Source organism: Burkholderia sp. AU16482, from assembly GCF_002223285.1.
Classification (GTDB): Bacteria; Pseudomonadota; Gammaproteobacteria; order Burkholderiales; family Burkholderiaceae; genus Burkholderia; species Burkholderia semiarida.
Map to the genome: position 1 here is coordinate 1643471 of NZ_NKEY01000006.1, position 16378 is coordinate 1659848.

Below are 16378 nucleotides of genomic sequence, written 5' to 3' on the forward strand. Positions count from 1 at the left end.
GGCCGGGAAACACTTCGACCGACGCCGCGGCAGAGCGGCGGTCGACTCCGGTCCGGGCGCGCCCGGTCTCTCTCGCACAGCGACGGATCGCACGATCCGTTTTTCAACCAGAGCCCCGATCGAAAGGAGGTCCCCATGAACCGCTTCCCCCACATTTCGCGCGTTGCCTTGTCTGCCGCCGGCCTGCTTCTCGTCGCCGTGACGGCGACCGCGCAAACCGCGCAGCCGGCGCCCGGCGCATCGGCCGCGCCGGCCGCGACCGCGACGCGCATCCACGAAGCCGACCAGACCTTCATCACCGACGGCACGAAGACCGTGTCGACGCAGCACGACGCCGCGCGCATCGCCGATTCGCGCACGTCGGACAGCCAGGTCAAGGCATTCGCGCAACGCGTGTCGACCGACGATGCGAAGATCATCCAGGCGATGCGCGCGGCGAGCCCGCGCGGCGTCGACGTGCCGGCCAACGACCCCGACACGACCGTGCTGAACAGCATCAAGAGCCTGCGCGGCGCCGAGTTCGACAAGGCGTATATCGAACAGGTCGCGCTCGCCGGCCAGCAGAAGGCGATCTCGGCGTTCCAGGCCGAAATCGCGTCGGGCCGCGACACCAAGCTGAAGGAAGTCGCCCGCCAGGCGCTGCCGATCCTGCAGGCGCACTACGCGGACGCGCAAAAGCTCGCGCAGCGTCATCACCTCGCATCGGCGCAGTAACCGCTGCGATGCCGCGCCGCGCCACGTGCGCGGCGCACCGTTTCCCCCGCCGTCGCGCGGCCGCCTCCGCTGCCGGCCGCGCGACGCACGTCAAGCATCAAGCGTCCCGCGTTACGTCGCCAGCTTCGCCTCGAGCCGCGCCCGCACTTCCGGCCATTCGTCGTCGATGATGCTGAAACGCACCGAGTTGCGCTTGCGGCCATCCGGCATGATCCGTTCGTGACGCACGATGCCCTCCTGTTTCGCACCGAGCCTCAGGATCGCCGCGCGCGATCGCTCGTTCAGTTCGTCCGTCGTGAACTGCACGCGCACGCATTGCAGCGTGTCGAACGCATAAGCCAGCAGCAACCACTTCGCTTCGGTATTCGCACGCGTACGCTGCGCCGATTCGCTTAGCCACGTATGGCCGATCTCGAGCTTGCGGTTCTTGCGATCGATCTTCCAGAAGCGCGTGCTGCCGATCGCGCGGCCCGATGCGCGATCGACGATCACGAACGGCATCACGGTGCCGGCCGCCCGCCCCTGCAACGCCGTATCGATGTAGGCGTCGACCGTCTGCACACCCGGCACGACCGTGACCTTCAGGTTCCACAACGCGCCGTCGGCCGCGGCGTCCAGCAGCGCCTGCCGATCGGATGCGTCGAGCGGGCGCAGGACGACACGTTCGCCGGTAAGGGTCGGTTGTTCGAGGAAAGACGATGCGTCGGTCATGACGGGATTCCGGAGAAATGACGGCGATGGCGGTGCAGCGCCCATCATACGGCGATGCCGCTAGCCGAGGTGTGCGGCGAGCCGGCGGCGGATCGCCTTCGCTTCGCCGCGCAGTGCATCGGCGAACGCGTCGACGAGCAGGTTCTTCGGCCGGTGCTCGGGCACGATCAGGCTGACGCGGTACGGAAACGAACGCGTCAGCGGCCGCACGTGCAGGTCGCGGCCGACGAAATCGAGCGCCGTGAGCGGGTTGACGATCGCGGCCCCGAGCCCTTGCCGCACGAACGCGCATACCGACACGGCCGACGGCGTGTCGACCACCGAGCGCGGCGCGACGCCGAGCTGCGCGAACGCCTCGTCGATCAGGACGCGGTACGGATCGTTCAGTGACAGGCTCACGAACGGACGGTCGGCGAGATCCAGCAGGTCGATCGCGTCCTGCGCGAGCAACGGATGACCGTCGGGCAGCACGCACACCTCGTCGACTTCCAGCAGCGGCGTGAGCACGGTGCCGGCCGGCGCGACGTCGTGCTCGGTCAGCCCGAGGTCGTAACGCTGCGCGGTCAACCACTCCTCCAGCACCGGCGACTCCTGCGTCGCGACCGACACGCTGACGCCCGCATGCGCGTCGTGAAAGCGCCGGCACGCACCGGGCAGGATCGCATGCGAGAACGCGGGCAGCGCGATCACCGACAATTGCCCGTCGCGAAACTCGCGCAGGCGCGCGGCCGTCGCCGCGACGCGTTCGAGCCCCACATACGCGAGCCGCACGTCGTCGAACAGCGTGAGTGCGGCCATCGTCGGGCGCAGCCGACCGTGCGCGCGCTCGAACAGCGCAAAGCCGACGACCTGCTCCATCCGCGCGAGCTCGCGGCTGATCGTCGGTTGCGACGTGTACAGCATCTCGGCCGCCCGGGTCGTGCTGCCGGTGACCATCAGCGCGCGGAAAACCTCGATATGACGGTGCGTCAGCATGATCGTATATATCAGAAATGAATCGAGTATCGATATATAGGCATTTTACTGTATAGCCGATCAGGCGCATCATCCGGCTATCCGTTCATTCGATCCGACTCATCCGCCATGTCCCTCGATTCCCGCCAGCTCGCAGCGCTCGCGCAGCAATACGGCACCCCGCTGTGGGTGTACGACGCCGACGTCATCCGCGACCGCATCGCCCAACTGCGCCAGTTCGACGTGATCCGCTATGCGCAGAAGGCGAACTCGAACGTCCATATCCTGAAGCTGATGCGCGAGGAAGGCGCGTGCGTCGACGCCGTGTCGCTCGGCGAGATCGAGCGCAGCCTCGCGGCGGGGTTCAGTCCGGCAGGCGAGGCAGGCGAGCCGGAAGGCGTCGTGTTCACGGCCGACCTGATCGACCGCCCGACGCTCGCGGCGGTGCTCAAGCACGGCGTGACCGTGAACGCCGGTTCGCTCGACATGCTCGCGCGCGTCGGCGAGCACGCGCCCGGCCACCGCGTGTGGCTGCGCGTCAACCCGGGCTTCGGCCACGGCCACAGCAACAAGACCAACACCGGCGGCCCGCAGAGCAAGCACGGCATCTGGATCGACGACGTACCGCGCGCGATCGAGATCGTGCGCCAGTACGGGCTGAAGCTGGTCGGCATCCACATGCACATCGGTTCGGGCGTCGACTACGGCCACCTGTCGCAGGTGTGCGATGCGATGGTCGATCTCGTCACGTCGCTCGGCCACGACATCGACGCGATCTCGGCCGGCGGCGGCCTGTCGATTCCGTATCGCGACGGCGAGCCGCGCGTCGACGTCGGCCACTACTTCAGCCAGTGGGACGCCGCGCGCAAGCGCATTGAACGGCATCTCGGCCACCCGGTGCGCATCGAGATCGAACCGGGCCGCTTTCTCGTCGCGGAAGCCGGCACGCTCGTCACCGAAGTGCAGGCCGTCAACCGTCGGCCGAAGCACGATTTCGTGCTGATCGACGCGGGCTTCAACGATCTGATGCGCCCGTCGATGTACGGCAGCTACCACGCGGTGTCGGTGCACGCGCACGATGGCGCGCTGCCTGCCGGCCGGCCGCTCGTCGACCTCGCGATCGCCGGGCCGCTGTGCGAATCGGGCGACGTGTTCACGCAGGATGCAGGCGGCGTGGTCACGTACCGCAAGCTCGCGCAGCCGCAGATCGGCGACCTGCTGTTCCTGCACGACGCGGGCGCGTACGGCGCGTCGATGTCGTCGAACTACAACAGCCGGCCGCTCGCGCCGGAAGTGCTCGTCGATCGCGGCACGCCACGGCTGATCCGCCGCCGGCAGACGATCGGCGAATTGCTCGCGCTCGAAACGTTCGAGTAATCCGCGTCCGGCGTGGCGAACGCCCACGACCAGGCTTGCCGCGACCGGCGGCCTGGCCGTTGCGTTGGGTCGCCGCCAGCCGCGCACCGGGTGATGTCAGCGCGATGCCCGGCAAGCCGCGGTACCTGCGTCAACCCGCGCGCTGCACGGGCGCCATCTTCGAGAAATACTTCGCGCCCGCCACGCAGCCCACCACCACGACCGTCACGACGACCATCGACGGCGGTACCGTCTCGTGCAGCAGTCCGGCCGCGAGCAGGAAGCCGAAGAACGGCTGCAGCAGCTGCAACTGGCCGACGCCCGCGATCCCGCCGAGCGCGAGCCCGCGATACCAGAACACGAAGCCGATCAACATGCTGAACAGCGACACGTACGCGAGCCCCCACAGCGCGGCGGCATCGACGCCGTCGAACGACGCGGGCCAGGTCAGCCACGTGAGCGGCAGCATCAGCGGCAACGACAACACGAGCGCCCACGAGATCACCTGCCAGCCGCCGAGCTCGCGCGACAGGCGCGCGCCTTCCGCATAACCGAGCCCGCACGCCACGATCGCGGCCAGCATCAGCGCATCGCCCACCACCGACGCCTGCCCGCCGTTGCGCAGCGCAAATGCGGCCACCGCGCCGCTGCCGACGATCGAAAAGATCCAGAACGGCAACCGCGGCCGTTCGCCGCCGCGCCACACGCCGAACAGCGCGGTCGCGAGCGGCAGCAGCCCGACGAACACGATCGCATGCGCCGACGTCACGTGCTTCAGCGCAAGCGCCGTCAGCAACGGAAAACCGACCACGACACCGAGCGCGACGACGGCCAGCGACACGGCCTCGGCACGCGACGGCCGCTTCTGCTTCAGCACGACGAGCAGCAGCAGGCCGAGCGCGCCGGCGATCGTCGCGCGGGCGAACGTGAGGAACAGCGGGTCGAGCCCTTGCACCGCGACCCGCGTCGCGGGCAGCGAGCCACTGAAAATGATGACGCCCAGCAAGCCGCTGAGCCATCCGTCGGTCGTCTTTTGCACGGTCGATCCTGATTGGAAAGGGGATGACCGATGATCCGCCGCCGGCCAAAACGGCGTAAGCTACAGCCCAATACAATTCAGACAAACTGTACTGGACAACCGGCCGTACAGTTCATCGTTCGCCATGCGCCATTCCGCCCCGCTTCCCGTCCCGATTCCCGCTCCGCCCGCGCCGTCGCGCACGCGCGTGGAAACCGTCATGGACACGTTGCGCGCACGGATCGCGAGCCGTGCGCTGATGCCCGGCGCGCGCGTGCCGTCGATCCGGATGATGGCCGACGCGCTCGGCGTATCGAAATCGACGGTCGTCGATGCGTACGAGCGGCTCGCGAGCGAAGGCGTGCTCGTCGCCCGGCGCGGCTCGGGCTTCTACGTGTCGGGCCACGCCCCGCCGCTCGCGCTCGCGGAGCTCGGCCCGCGCCTCGATCGCGAGCTCGATCCGCTGTGGCTGTCGCGCCAGTCGCTCGAAGCGGCGCCGACGTCGGTGAAGCCCGGCTGCGGATGGTTGCCGTCGTCGTGGCTGCCCGACGAAAGCCTGCGTCGCGCGCTGCGCGCCGTGTCGCGCGACGAATCCGACGCGCTGACCGACTATGCGACGCCGCTCGGCCTGCCCGCGCTGCGCCAGCAGCTCGCGTGGCGGCTCGCGCAGCACGGCGTCCACGCGGAACCCGCGCAGATCATGCTGACCGACGGCGGCACGCACGCGCTCGACCTCGTGTGCCGCCTGCTGCTGGAGCCCGGCGATACGGTCGTGCTCGACGATCCGTGCTACTTCAACTTCCAGGCGCTGCTGCGCGCGCACCGCGCACGGATCGTCAGCGTGCCGTTCACGCCGAACGGCCCCGATCTCGTGCGCTTCGAACAGGTGCTCGCCGAGCATCGGCCGCGCCTGTACATCACCAACGCCGCGCTGCACAACCCGACCGGCGCGACGCTCGCGCCGCCCGTCGCGCACCGGCTGCTGACGCTCGCGGCCGAGCACGGGCTGCTGATCGTCGAGGACGACATCTTCGCGGATTTCGAGAGCACGCCCGCGCCGCGCCTCGCGGCGTTCGACGGGCTGTGGCGGGTCGTGTCGATCGGCAGCTTCTCGAAGACGCTGTCGGCCGCGATCCGCTGCGGCTATGTCGCCGCGCGCCCGGAATGGATCGACGCGCTCGTCGACCTGAAGCTCGCGACGTCGTTCGGCAACGCGCAAATCGGCGCGAACGTCGTGCACCGGCTGCTGATCGACGGTACGTACCGGCGCCATCTCGACAGCCTGCGCGCGCGTCTCGCGGATGCGATGGGCGAAACGATCCGGCGTCTCGCACGGGCCGGGCTCGAAATCTGGACCGAGCCGCGCGGCGGGTTGTTCGTGTGGGCGCAATTGCCGGACGGGCTCGATGCCGCGCGCGTCGCACGTCATGCGCTGGACCACGACGTGGTGCTCGCGCCGGGCGACGTGTTCAGCGCGTCGCGCAGCGCGACGTCGTACATGCGCTTCAACGTGTCGCGCTGCAAGGGGCCGGCGGTGTTCGATGCACTGGCGCGCGCGATGGAGGCGGCGCGAGTGGTGGCGCGCGGCGATGTGCCGGCCGGCAATTGACGCAAGCCGGCCGCACGGCGGCGGGAGACCCCGCCGCCCGCGTCACACCTCGCCCGCGTGCGCCCTCGCCCGCACCTCGGCGAACGACGTATCGACGAGCAGACGGCCGGTGTCGAACACCGTCTCGAGCGCTTCGTCCCATTCGCCTTCCAGCGTGCGATCGTCCCACGCAACCGGCAGCGTCACCGTCCGATACTCGCCGGTGCGGCGATTGCGCAGCAGCGTGAGCCGCCCCTTCTTCGAGCGCTTGCCCTGATCGGTGGCCGGGTCCTTCCGGACGTCATGCCATACGTCGCCACGCCGGATCGCCGAGCACTTCATCGCGAAGCGCTGCGTATCGCGGTTCACGCGCTGCAACAACGCGCCGCCCATGCCGAACACCACGTTGCCGGCCGCGTAGCCGGCCTCGTCGAGCGCGACGAGGATCGCTTCGATCGACTGCTCGTCGACCCCATCGCCCTGGATCACGCGCACGCGGTTCAGCACGCGCCGCCCCTTGCCGTTCACCGTCGAGCCGAACGACGCGTCGAGCGCACGCACCGTTTGCAGCACGATCGTCACCGGGTCGCCGGAATCGGGACGCACGACGAGCGTCGCGCCCGAATCGATCACCGCCTGGCGCAGCGGGCCGCCCCACATCTCCAGCGCGGCGAACAGATCGTAGGAGTCCGACACGACCGATACGATCGCGCCCGGCAAACCGAAGCGGGCGATCATGTTGCGGTACGCATCGGCCTCGCCTTCGCGCCCCCACGACGTGATCGTGCTGTGCTCGGCCGCCGGCACCGAGTACGCGGCCATCGGCTCGCGATAGAAGCGGTTCGCGGCCAGCACGCCGAGCACCGTGTCCGAACCCATGAAGCTCACGAGGTGCGCGGCGCCGCCGATCGCGGCCGATTCCGCGCTCGACACGCCGCGCGCGCCGAAGTCGTGCAGCTTGAACGGCAGTTGCGCGAGATCGTCGTCGGTCTTGTCGAGGAAGCGGCGAATCGTCTGCCGCAGGTGCCAGCTGCGGGTCGCCACCGTCACCGGATACCAGACGCGCAACAGCATCGTCTCGAGATACGACGCGAGCCAGAACACCTGCGGATCGTCGCATTCGACCGTCATCAGCACGTTGTGCACCGGCACGATCGACCCCTCCGGCACCGCGCGGATCTTCACCGGCAGGTAGCCGTCGTGGCGTTCGACGATATGGCGCCATCCGGCTTCGTTGAACGGCTCGCCGTGCACGGTGAAGAAATCGCGCGCCTCGTCGATCATCGCGTGCGTAACGGGCTTGCACAGATACTCCTTCAGCAGCATCTGCAGGCCGAAGAACAGCGTGCGGTCGTAGCGGCCGCCGCGCGATTCGACGTACGAGAACATCGCCGATGCATCCGGCGGATATTGCAGGAAGTGGGAAGCCTTGTACGAATCCGTGTTGAGAATCGGATTGGCGAGAACCGCGGCAAAGCCGCCGGGAACGTTTTGCATGGCTAGAGCTCCTCTAGGCCGTTGAAGTGCCGCCGCGTCTGTCGCGGCGGACCGGATGCGGGGAATCAGCGCGTCACAGCTTCCCCAGGAAGTGATACGCGATGTCGAAGTGATCCTCGAACATCACGTTGCGCATCTGCGCGAATTCGTTGAGCGGGACCCAGCGCGCCTTGTCGGCGTCGTCGCTGCCCTTCACGCGCGGCAGCTCGCCGGTCGGAAAGTTGAACAGGCACGCATGCGTGATCGTGCGGCCGCGCAGCGAGCGCGTCGGGTGATCGAACACCTGGCGATCCTTGATCGAGCCGCGCAGCACCGGCTCCGGCAGCTTGAGCCCGGTTTCCTCGCGCAATTCGCGGATGCAGGCCGCATCGAGCCGTTCGTCCTGGTTCACGAAACCGCCCGGCAGCGCCCACAGGCCGCGGCCCGGTTCGCTGCGGCGGCGCACGAGCAGGATATGCCCCGAGTGCACGACCACCGCGTCGACCGTCACGAACGTGACGGGATACGGCGCGGCCGCCCACGCCTTGCGATACGCGGCGATGAATTCGGCTTCCGACTTCAGTTGCGCGAATTCCGGCTGCGTGCGGAACCGCTCGAGCCAGCCGAACACGGGTTCCGGCACGGCCCACTGCACGAAGCTGTTGGTTCGTTCGGCGAAATACTGGTCGCGGATTTCGGTCGCGGAAATGTCTTCCGTCGCGTCGACGTCGACGAGCTCCCATTGCGGGAACATCCGCAGGTAGTACGACGTGGCGTCCTTCTCGTGGCCGATCAGCCCGACCTTGCGCTGCGCGACGTCGCCGAGCGCGGAGGCAACCGCGTCCTGCACCCAGCGCACCCAGTCGCCGTCGTTGTAGGTCGAATCCTGCAGCGGCGCGATCGTCACGCGATCGCGCTCGGACGCGTCGAGCAGCGAAGCCAGCATCTGCCGGCGCTCGTCGAACGAGAACGGATCCTTGATGGTGCGGGGCTTGTCGGTCGACCCGATCAGCACGCACACGCGCTCGGCCCGGCTCAGTGCCGACTTCAGCACGTTCAGGTGACCACGATGCGGAGGCTGGAAACGACCAATGAAAACGAGCGCGTCGAAGCGCCGGTTCTGTTGCGTACTCATGAGGCTCCCTCAAGAGATTGAAACGCTCCGGGTCTGTCCCGAAGGGTTGAAGTGAATCCTAGGGGAAATCCCGGGGTACGTCAATCGAGCAGGGTCGAGCTCGCACTCGACTTGACGAAGTCTGACGAAACACCGTTTATTGGCGCGTTACACTCGATTTCATCCCAATCCGCAACCTGGCGCCCGCCCTCATGAGGATCTCAGTCAGCCGGACCGTCGACGTCGATCGCAGGCGCCTCTTCACGTGGTCGCAGGACTACGGCCGGCGGCTCGTGTGGGACAACTTCCTCATCGATGCGTATTTGCCCGACGGAACGACCGCCGACGTCGGCGTCGACGCGTTCTGCCGCAGCCGGTCGGGCGCGACGATGGTGTCGCGCTACATCTCGTACCGTCCGCCGCAGGTCGCCGCCGTCGAAATGGTCGAAGGACCGAAGGTGCTCGAACGCTTCAGCGGCAGCTGGAACTTCACCGAGCACACGCCCGGGTCGACCGAGGTGAAGTTCACGTACCACTTCCGGGCGCAGCCGTCGTGGCTGCGCTGGCTGCTGGAGCCGCTGATCGGCGCGTTCTATCTCGTGCAGACGCGCCGGCGTCTCGATTCGTTCAAGCGCTGGGCCGAAGCCGAAGCGCTGCCGCGCTGATCGGCGCACCCCCGCGCGCCACCTGCTGCCGAACCTGCGCATGCGTGCCGAGCGCCGTGGCGATCGCCTCGACCGCATCGGCCGCGCGCGCCGCGCCGCACATGAACGCGTCGACGGCCGCGAAACGATGCTCGGGCCACGTATGGATCGTGATGTGCGACTCCGCCAGCAGCACGACGCCCGTCACGCCATGCTCGCCGCCGAAATGGTGGAAGTGCGCGCCGATCACGCGCGCGCCGGCCCGTTGCGCCGCGTCGGTGAGGATCGCCTCGAGCCGCGCGGCGTCGCGCAGCAGCGCCGCGTCGATGCCGGCCAGGTCGGCCAGCACGTGCGAGCCGAGCACCGCGCAGGGCGGTGCGATCCCGTCGCGCGCGGTCATTTGTGCGACCCGTACGACGAGTAGCCGCTGCGCGCGGAAGAACTGCCCCACCCGCCGCCGCCCGAACCGCCGCCGCCGATCGACGCGCAACTGAACAGCGTGACGACGATCAGGCCGTAGATGCCGTAAAGGATGTACCGGATCACGCGTTGCCCCCGTCCGACGCAAAACGCGCCCACAGCCATTCCGGCAGCCACAGCACCAGCAGGCCGACCAGCACGTAGACGGAGCGTCCGGTAAACGAGAACAGCGAACCCAGGTTGAAGATCACGAGCAACGCGCTGAACATGAACGGCAGCGGCGCGAAACTGTGCGGCCCCTTCCTGCCGAACAGGCCCGTCGATTCGGTGGCGCCCGCGGCAGCCGCGACGGCTGTCGCAAGCGCCGGCGTGCCGAAACGCTCGGCGAGCGCGCTGCCCGACAGCGGCCGCGCACGCGACCAGACGATCTCCGCATCACTGCGCTCGCGCGTCAGCTTGTCCTTCTGCCAGCCATAGTCGACGATCGACGTGCGGTCGCCCGCCTGCACGCGCCAGTTGAATGCCCCGACCACGTAGACGACCTCCGATTCGTATTCCTCGCGCAAACGGTAGGTCTTGCCGCCATCGGTTACGCTGGATTCGCCGCCGATCGTCGGCCAATGGTCGAGCACCTGCACGCGCTCCCAGCGCCCCTCGCTTTGCACCAGCCACAGGAAGCCGCGCTTCGGGTTCAGCAACAGGTATTCGTCCCATGTCTCGGCGTCGCCCGGCACCCTGCAGCGCATCATGCCGATCACCGTGTACTTCACGCCGTCGAACGTGCCGATCGCGCCGAGTTCGAGCGCGCCCTTCACCGATTCGAGCTTGCGCTGCGCCGCGAACACGGTCTGCTGCTCGGCCGTGCACTGCACACCCGCATGGCAGTTGCCGCACACGACGTAGTCGGCCACGTTCGGCGCATAGGACAGTGGCGCACCGCAGCTCGGGCACGCGAACGGCACCATCTCCGCGCCGCGTTTCTCGCGCATATCGTTTTCGCTATCGCGCAAGCCCGTGAACGCGAGCGCATCGAATTCCAGCGCCTCGCCCGAATAGACGGCCGGGATGCCGCCGTTCGACTCGGCGTCGGAATAGTCGTAGGTCGCGAATGCATTGCCGGTGCGCAGGTCGACGACGCGCGCTTCCCAGCCGGCATCGACGCGGAACGGCAGCTCGCCGTCGCCGCCCGTGCAGCGTGCGGTACGCACGTCGGACACCAGATACGCGCGGCCGCCGTGGTCGATCCGCATGCCCGGTTCGAGCGTGCCGAATGCGGGCCACGCTCGGCCTGCCGCATCGTCGGGTTCGCGCACCGTGATCGCGTACTGGCCCGACGCATCCGACAGCCATCCGAACGCGCCGTCGTCGAACACGACGTACCATTCGCTCCACGCACCGGCGTCGTAGGTCATCTGGAGGCGGCCAAGCACCGTGAACACGCGGTTACCGTAGCGCCCGGCCGTGCCGATCTGGATCGGCGATGCATCGTCGAGCACCGTGGCCAGTTCGCCGATACGCTCGACGTCGGCGCCGCGCTTGAGCAGCGTGCTGCGGCAGAACGTGCAGACGGCCATCACCGCCGCGGCCGAGCGAAACTCGACCGGCGCGCCGCATTGGGGGCACGAGGTACGGAACATGCGCGACGCTTACCGCGTGAGCTTCGCGAGGATCTCGGCCTTCGCGCGCGAATATTCGTCTTCGGTCACGAGGCCCTTGTCGAGCAGCGCCTTCAACTGCTCGAGCCGCTGCACGTAATCGGTGCCGTCGGCCGCTGCCGCGGCGATCGGCGCCGCAACGGGCGCGGGCGGCACAGCCTGCGCCGGTTGCGCGGCGCCCGCGATCTGGCCGGCCATCGCCTGGCCGATCGCCGCACCGGCGGCCAGCCCCGCGCCGACCCCGGCGATGCCGCCCGGGTTTTGCGCGGCGAGCGGAATCGCCTGCGCGGTCTGGTATTGCGTGGCGCGCGCGAGATCGCCGGCCATCCCCGCTCCGATCCGCAGATCGAGGGCCTTTTGCAGCTCGGCCGGCAGCGACACGCTCTCGACCGCGAACGCGTCGAGCGCGAGCCCGTAGCGCGTGAACACCGGCACCAGCGCGTCGGCGACACGCTGCGACAGCAGCGACTGGTTCGCGGCCATGTCGACGAACGGCACGTCGGCCGAGCCGAACGTCGTGCTCATCGCGGTGACGACCAGGTTACGCAGTTGCTGCTCGAGATCGTCGACCGTATAGGCCGCGCGCGTGCCGCTGACCTCGCGATGGAACGCGGCCGCATCGACGATCCGGTACGAGTAGATGCCGAACGCGCGCAGTTGCACGAAGCCGAATTCGCGATCGCGGATCGTTACCGGCTGCGCGGTGCCCCACCGCCGGCCGAGCTGCAACCGCGTGCTGAAGAAGTAGACGTCCGACTTGAAAGGCGACTGAAAGAATTTGTCCCAGTTCTTCAGGTTCGTGAGCACCGGCAGCGTGCGCGTTTCCAGCGTATAGAGCCCCGGCTGGAACACGTCGGCAACCTTGCCCTCGTTGACGAAGATCGCGACCTGCGTTTCGCGCACGGTCAGCTTGCCGCCGTACTGGATTTCCTGGTCTTCCATCGGATAGCGCCAGGCCAGCACGCCGTCGGTGTCTTCCGTCCATTGCAGGACGTCGATGAACTGCTTGCGGATGAATGAACCCAGACTCATGTCGGTCTCCTCGAAGCGCGTGGCGCGTCAGGTCAGGCAGGCGGCATTGATGATGCCGACGACGAGCGACGCGGTGCCCATCAGGCCGCCCATCGCGACGTTGCGATCCTCGATCGCATGATTCATGCCGGGCAGCACGCGCGTCAGCACCGCATAGGTGATCAGTTGCACGATCATCGCGCCGACGGCCCAGATCACGACTTCGCCGAGCGTGGAATTGTGCGCGATGCTGGACGCGAGCGTCAGGCAGAAACCGATCAGCGCGCCGCCGAACGACAGCGTCGCGGCCGCGTTGCCGTCGCGGATCAGCGCGAGTTCGTCGAACGGGGTGACCTTCAGGTACACTGCCGCGAACACAAGAAGCAGCACGAACGCCGACAGTAAATGAACCGCATAAAGATAGGCACTATTCATTCTTTTCCTCGGATTTTGTGCTCGGTTCGCCGCCCCGTCGCCGGTCGGCCCGCGCGGGGCCGCCAGACGAAAATCCGCGCCAGTATATCCACATTGCCGAACACTGCACAACGGATGCGCGATGCTGCATAAGCGTGCGCTCGTCCTGTCGATCCTCGTGCTCGCGTCGTGCGGGCTCGGCTACGAACTGATCAGCAGCGCGCTGTCGAGCTACCTGCTCGGCGATTCGATCCTGCAGTTCTCGTCGGTGATCGGCTGCTACCTGTTCGCGATGGGGATCGGCTCGTGGCTCGCGAAGTTCGTCGAGGACGACGACGTGCTCGACCGCTTCGTCGACATCGAGCTGCTCGTCGGCCTGCTCGGCGGCGTATCGGCCGCGCTGCTGTTCGTCGTGTTCGCCTGGCTCGCCGCACCGTTTCGCGCGGCGCTTTACGCACTGGTGCTCGCGCTCGGCCTGCTGATCGGGATGGAAATTCCGCTCGTGATGCGCGCGTTCCAGCAACGGCGCCAGGCGTTCCGCCATACCGTCAGCGAGGTGCTGACCTTCGACTATCTCGGCTCGCTCGCCGTGTCGCTGATCTTCCCGCTCGTGCTGGCGCCGCGTCTCGGCCTGCTGCGTACGAGCTTCCTGTTCGGCCTCCTGAACGCATTCGTCGCACTGTGGACGACTCACCTGTTCCGCGACGAAATCCGCAACGTGCGCGGCAAGCTGATGCGCGCGTCGCTCGTGATCGGGCTGCTGATCGCCGGGTTCGCGCTGTCGGAGCGCATCACGCACTGGGCCGAGCACGGCGTATACGGCGACGAGACGATCTATTCGGAAACGACGCCGTACCAGCGCATCGTGCTCACGCAGTGGCATGACGACATGCGGCTGTACCTGAACGGCAACCTGCAATTCTCGTCGCGCGACGAGCACCGCTATCACGAAGCGCTGATCCATCCGGCCATCGAGGCGCTGCCGTGGGCCAAGCGCGTGCTCGTGCTGGGCGGCGGCGACGGCCTCGCGGTGCGCGAACTGCTCAAGCACCGCAATCTCGAACGCATCACGCTCGTCGATCTCGATCCCGCGATGACGAAGCTGTTCTCGACGTCCGCGCCGCTCGTCAAGCTGAACCAGGGCGCGCTGAAGGATCCGCGCGTGCAGGTGATCAACGACGACGCGGTGCGCTGGCTCGAATCGAATGCCGACGTGTACGACGCGATCGTCGTCGACTTCCCCGATCCGACCAACTTCGGGCTCGGCCGCCTGTACTCGGTGCCCGTATTCCGGCTGCTCGCGCGGCACCTGTCGGAGAACGGCTACACGGTGATCCAGTCGACGTCGCCGTATTTCGCGCCGCATGCGTACTGGACCATCATCGCGACGCTGCGCGAAGCCGGGTTCAACACGTGGCCGTACCACTGCTACGTGCCGTCGTTCGGCGACTGGGGCTTCGTGATCGCCGGCAAGCGCCGCGATTTCACGGTGCCGACGCACTACTCGGTGCCGACGCGCTGGCTCGATCCGCAAACGGCCGCCGAGATGTTCCGCTTTCCGGCCGACATGCCGGCGCTGCCGATGTCGCCGAACGAACTCAACGACCAGCCGCTCGTGCGCCGCTTCGACGACGACTGGAAGCACGTGCTGCGCTGATGGACCGTCGCACGTTCCTCGTCGCGTCGGCGGCCGCGTCGCTCGCCGCCTGCGGCCGCACCGGCTGGATCGAGACGACGCCGCGCATCGACTACCCCGGCATGCGCGAAGGCCATGCGCTGCGCGACCATGCCACGCTGCCGCCGCCGTCCGGCACGATCGAGACGGACGTCGCGATTCTCGGCGCCGGCGCGGCCGGGCTGTCGTGCGCATGGCAGCTCGCGCGCGCCGGCCATACGCGCTTCACGGTGCTCGCCGGCCCCGAATTCGGCGGCAACGCGGCCGGCGGCCGCTTCGGCGAGCTCGGCTATCCGAAGGGCGCGCACTACCTGCCGCTGCCGTCGCTCGAATCCGTGCATCTGCGCGACATGCTCGCCGATCTCGGCGTGATCGAATCCGCGCCGTTCTCCGCGCGCCCCGTGTACGACGAGCGTGCCCTCGTCCACGCACCGGACGAACGGCTGTTCATCGGCGGGCAGTGGCAGGACGGCATCGTGCCGACCGCCGGCCTCGACGCCGACGCGCTCGCGCAGCAGGCGCGCTTCTTCGCGTACACCGACGGGCTGCGCACCGCGCGCGGCACCGACGGCCGCAAGGTGTTCTGCATCCCGATCGCGGAATCGTCGCGCGACCCGCGCTGGCGCGCACTCGACCGGCGCTCGTTTCGCCAGTGGCTGCGCGACGAGGGCTACACCGCGAAGGCGCTGCACTGGTATCTGGACTATTGCTGCCGCGACGACTACGGCGCCGGTTACGAGCACGTCTCCGCATGGGCCGGGCTGCACTATTTCTCGTCGCGCGGCGGCCATGCGGGCGACGCGGGCGACGGCGCGGTGCTGACCTGGCCCGACGGGCTGCACACGATGGTGACGAAGCTGGGCGATTCGATCGCCGCACGCACCGGCTCGAACGCATGGTCGCGGGACGGCTTCGCGGTGCGCGCGACCGAACGTGCGGGCGGCGTCGACGTGCTGTGCGCCCGCGTCGGCCACGACGGCGCGCTGTCGACGTTCATGCTGAAGGCGCGCCGGGTCGTTTCCGCGATGCCGCTGTTCGTCGCGGCGCGCGTGTTTCCGCAGATGCCCGCATACGGCTTCGATCCCGCACGCGACCTGCCGCCGCGCGCGCCGTGGCTCGTGTCCAATTTCCTGCTCGACGGCATGCCGGCCGAGGAAGCCGGCGTACCGCTCGCGTGGGACAACGTCGTCTACGACAGCGTGGGGCTCGGCTATGTCGTGTCGACGCACCAGTTGATCCGGATGTCGCCGCCGACGCGCTCCGTCTTCTCCGCCTATCAGGCATTGAGCACGCAAACGCCGGACGATACGCGCCGCTGGCTCGCGCAGGCGAAGCCCGACGCGTTGCGCGAGCAGGCGGCAATCGACCTGCAGGCCGTGTACGGACGCGAGCTGTGGAAGCATGCGACCGCACTCGAGATCACCGTGCGCGGCCATGCGATGGCGACACCCGACGTCGGCTTCCTGAGCCGACCGGGGCTGCTCGCGCTGCGCGATGCCGACGGCCCCGTCGTGTTCGCGCATGCCGACCTGTCCGGGCTGTCGCTGTTCGAGGAAGCGTCGTACTGGGGCATGCTGGCGGCCCGGCGCGTGCTGGCCTGACAACCGCCGTTCGTCATTGCGGCGTCG

16 protein-coding genes are annotated in these 16378 nt (G+C 68.2%); 6 read left to right on the forward strand and 10 right to left on the reverse strand.

Features of this window, described 5'->3' with window-relative positions; all coding sequences use genetic code 11:
- The first annotated feature begins 135 nt into the window (after positions 1 to 135).
- Positions 136 to 714, forward strand: coding sequence for a DUF4142 domain-containing protein (locus CFB35_RS24795; protein WP_059584671.1), 579 nt, complete (start codon positions 136 to 138; stop codon positions 712 to 714).
- A gap of 111 nt (positions 715 to 825) precedes the next feature.
- On the opposite strand, the gene CFB35_RS24800 is transcribed toward CFB35_RS24795, so the two are convergent.
- The gene (locus CFB35_RS24800; protein ID WP_059584669.1) at positions 826 to 1425 is read right to left on the reverse strand and encodes a GNAT family N-acetyltransferase; all 600 of its coding nucleotides are present in this window, start codon (positions 1423 to 1425) and stop codon (positions 826 to 828) included.
- Between the two features lie 60 nt (positions 1426 to 1485).
- Complete coding sequence (locus tag CFB35_RS24805; protein WP_059584668.1) at positions 1486 to 2400, reverse strand: LysR family transcriptional regulator; 915 nt, start codon at positions 2398 to 2400, stop codon at positions 1486 to 1488.
- A 108-nt stretch (positions 2401 to 2508) separates the two neighbouring features.
- On the opposite strand from CFB35_RS24805, the gene lysA reads away from it, so the two are divergent.
- On the forward strand, positions 2509 to 3756 hold the full coding sequence (gene lysA / locus CFB35_RS24810; RefSeq protein WP_060011804.1) for a diaminopimelate decarboxylase: 1248 nt from the start codon (positions 2509 to 2511) through the stop codon (positions 3754 to 3756).
- Positions 3757 to 3886: 130 nt separating this feature from the next.
- Here lysA and CFB35_RS24815 read toward each other — a convergent pair whose 3' ends face one another.
- Complete coding sequence (locus CFB35_RS24815) at positions 3887 to 4774, reverse strand: DMT family transporter (protein ID WP_059584665.1); 888 nt, start codon at positions 4772 to 4774, stop codon at positions 3887 to 3889.
- A 124-nt stretch (positions 4775 to 4898) separates the two neighbouring features.
- Here CFB35_RS24815 and CFB35_RS24820 point away from each other — a divergent pair, with 124 nt between their 5' ends.
- A complete protein-coding gene (locus CFB35_RS24820) occupies positions 4899 to 6362 on the forward strand; it encodes a PLP-dependent aminotransferase family protein (RefSeq protein ID WP_059584663.1) in 1464 nt (487 codons plus the stop codon).
- Positions 6363 to 6404: 42 nt separating this feature from the next.
- On the opposite strand, the gene CFB35_RS24825 is transcribed toward CFB35_RS24820, so the two are convergent.
- A complete protein-coding gene (locus CFB35_RS24825; protein WP_059584662.1) occupies positions 6405 to 7838 on the reverse strand; it encodes a nicotinate phosphoribosyltransferase in 1434 nt (477 codons plus the stop codon).
- A 73-nt stretch (positions 7839 to 7911) separates the two neighbouring features.
- Positions 7912 to 8952 carry a bifunctional nicotinamide-nucleotide adenylyltransferase/Nudix hydroxylase gene (locus tag CFB35_RS24830; RefSeq protein ID WP_027789549.1) on the reverse strand — a complete coding sequence of 347 codons (1041 nt, stop codon included), beginning with the start codon at positions 8950 to 8952 and terminating at the stop codon, positions 7912 to 7914.
- A 191-nt stretch (positions 8953 to 9143) separates the two neighbouring features.
- On the opposite strand from CFB35_RS24830, the gene CFB35_RS24835 reads away from it, so the two are divergent.
- Positions 9144 to 9596: an SRPBCC family protein gene (locus tag CFB35_RS24835; RefSeq protein WP_059584660.1), complete on the forward strand. Its 453-nt coding sequence runs from the start codon at positions 9144 to 9146 to the stop codon at positions 9594 to 9596.
- Here CFB35_RS24835 and speD read toward each other — a convergent pair.
- Genes speD through CFB35_RS24855 form a run of 5 tightly spaced genes read right to left on the reverse strand, consistent with a single transcriptional unit; the run spans position 9559 to position 13096 of the window.
- Positions 9559 to 9975 carry an adenosylmethionine decarboxylase gene (speD, locus tag CFB35_RS24840; protein ID WP_059584659.1) on the reverse strand — a complete coding sequence of 139 codons (417 nt, stop codon included), beginning with the start codon at positions 9973 to 9975 and terminating at the stop codon, positions 9559 to 9561. The two genes, CFB35_RS24835 and speD, sit on opposite strands and share 38 nt — an antisense overlap.
- Positions 9972 to 10121, reverse strand: coding sequence for a hypothetical protein (locus CFB35_RS35090; RefSeq protein ID WP_155634559.1), 150 nt, complete (start codon positions 10119 to 10121; stop codon positions 9972 to 9974). Before CFB35_RS35090 ends, speD begins: the two co-directional genes overlap by 4 nt.
- Positions 10118 to 11632, reverse strand: coding sequence for a DUF4178 domain-containing protein (locus CFB35_RS24845; protein WP_059584657.1), 1515 nt, complete (start codon positions 11630 to 11632; stop codon positions 10118 to 10120). The genes CFB35_RS35090 and CFB35_RS24845 overlap by 4 nt, the downstream gene beginning before the upstream one ends.
- 9 nt (positions 11633 to 11641) lie before the next feature.
- On the reverse strand, positions 11642 to 12682 hold the full coding sequence (locus CFB35_RS24850; protein ID WP_059584655.1) for an SPFH domain-containing protein: 1041 nt from the start codon (positions 12680 to 12682) through the stop codon (positions 11642 to 11644).
- A gap of 27 nt (positions 12683 to 12709) precedes the next feature.
- Positions 12710 to 13096: a DUF350 domain-containing protein gene (locus CFB35_RS24855; protein ID WP_059584653.1), complete on the reverse strand. Its 387-nt coding sequence runs from the start codon at positions 13094 to 13096 to the stop codon at positions 12710 to 12712.
- 121 nt (positions 13097 to 13217) lie between these two features.
- On the opposite strand from CFB35_RS24855, the gene CFB35_RS24860 reads away from it, so the two are divergent.
- Together CFB35_RS24860 and CFB35_RS24865 are read left to right on the forward strand one after the other, a co-directional pair.
- Positions 13218 to 14732, forward strand: coding sequence for a polyamine aminopropyltransferase (locus tag CFB35_RS24860; protein WP_059584651.1), 1515 nt, complete (start codon positions 13218 to 13220; stop codon positions 14730 to 14732).
- A complete protein-coding gene (locus tag CFB35_RS24865) occupies positions 14732 to 16351 on the forward strand; it encodes an NAD(P)/FAD-dependent oxidoreductase (protein ID WP_059584649.1) in 1620 nt (539 codons plus the stop codon). The genes CFB35_RS24860 and CFB35_RS24865 overlap by 1 nt, the downstream gene beginning before the upstream one ends.
- Positions 16352 to 16378 lie beyond the last annotated feature (27 nt).

What these genes read in the sequence shown, in the direction of transcription:
- CFB35_RS24795 (WP_059584671.1), top strand. Translation starts at nt 136, where the DNA reads ATGAACCGCTTCCCCCACATTTCGCGCGTTGCCTTGTCTGCCGCCGGC.
- CFB35_RS24800 (WP_059584669.1), bottom strand. Translation starts at nt 1,425, where the DNA reads ATGACCGACGCATCGTCTTTCCTCGAACAACCGACCCTTACCGGCGAA.
- CFB35_RS24805 (WP_059584668.1), bottom strand. Translation starts at nt 2,400, where the DNA reads ATGCTGACGCACCGTCATATCGAGGTTTTCCGCGCGCTGATGGTCACC.
- lysA (WP_060011804.1), top strand. Translation starts at nt 2,509, where the DNA reads ATGTCCCTCGATTCCCGCCAGCTCGCAGCGCTCGCGCAGCAATACGGC.
- CFB35_RS24820 (WP_059584663.1), top strand. Translation starts at nt 4,899, where the DNA reads ATGCGCCATTCCGCCCCGCTTCCCGTCCCGATTCCCGCTCCGCCCGCG.
- CFB35_RS24825 (WP_059584662.1), bottom strand. Translation starts at nt 7,838, where the DNA reads ATGCAAAACGTTCCCGGCGGCTTTGCCGCGGTTCTCGCCAATCCGATT.
- CFB35_RS24830 (WP_027789549.1), bottom strand. Translation starts at nt 8,952, where the DNA reads ATGAGTACGCAACAGAACCGGCGCTTCGACGCGCTCGTTTTCATTGGT.
- CFB35_RS24835 (WP_059584660.1), top strand. Translation starts at nt 9,144, where the DNA reads ATGAGGATCTCAGTCAGCCGGACCGTCGACGTCGATCGCAGGCGCCTC.
- speD (WP_059584659.1), bottom strand. Translation starts at nt 9,975, where the DNA reads ATGACCGCGCGCGACGGGATCGCACCGCCCTGCGCGGTGCTCGGCTCG.
- CFB35_RS24845 (WP_059584657.1), bottom strand. Translation starts at nt 11,632, where the DNA reads ATGTTCCGTACCTCGTGCCCCCAATGCGGCGCGCCGGTCGAGTTTCGC.
- CFB35_RS24850 (WP_059584655.1), bottom strand. Translation starts at nt 12,682, where the DNA reads ATGAGTCTGGGTTCATTCATCCGCAAGCAGTTCATCGACGTCCTGCAA.
- CFB35_RS24855 (WP_059584653.1), bottom strand. Translation starts at nt 13,096, where the DNA reads ATGAATAGTGCCTATCTTTATGCGGTTCATTTACTGTCGGCGTTCGTG.
- CFB35_RS24860 (WP_059584651.1), top strand. Translation starts at nt 13,218, where the DNA reads ATGCTGCATAAGCGTGCGCTCGTCCTGTCGATCCTCGTGCTCGCGTCG.
- CFB35_RS24865 (WP_059584649.1), top strand. Translation starts at nt 14,732, where the DNA reads ATGGACCGTCGCACGTTCCTCGTCGCGTCGGCGGCCGCGTCGCTCGCC.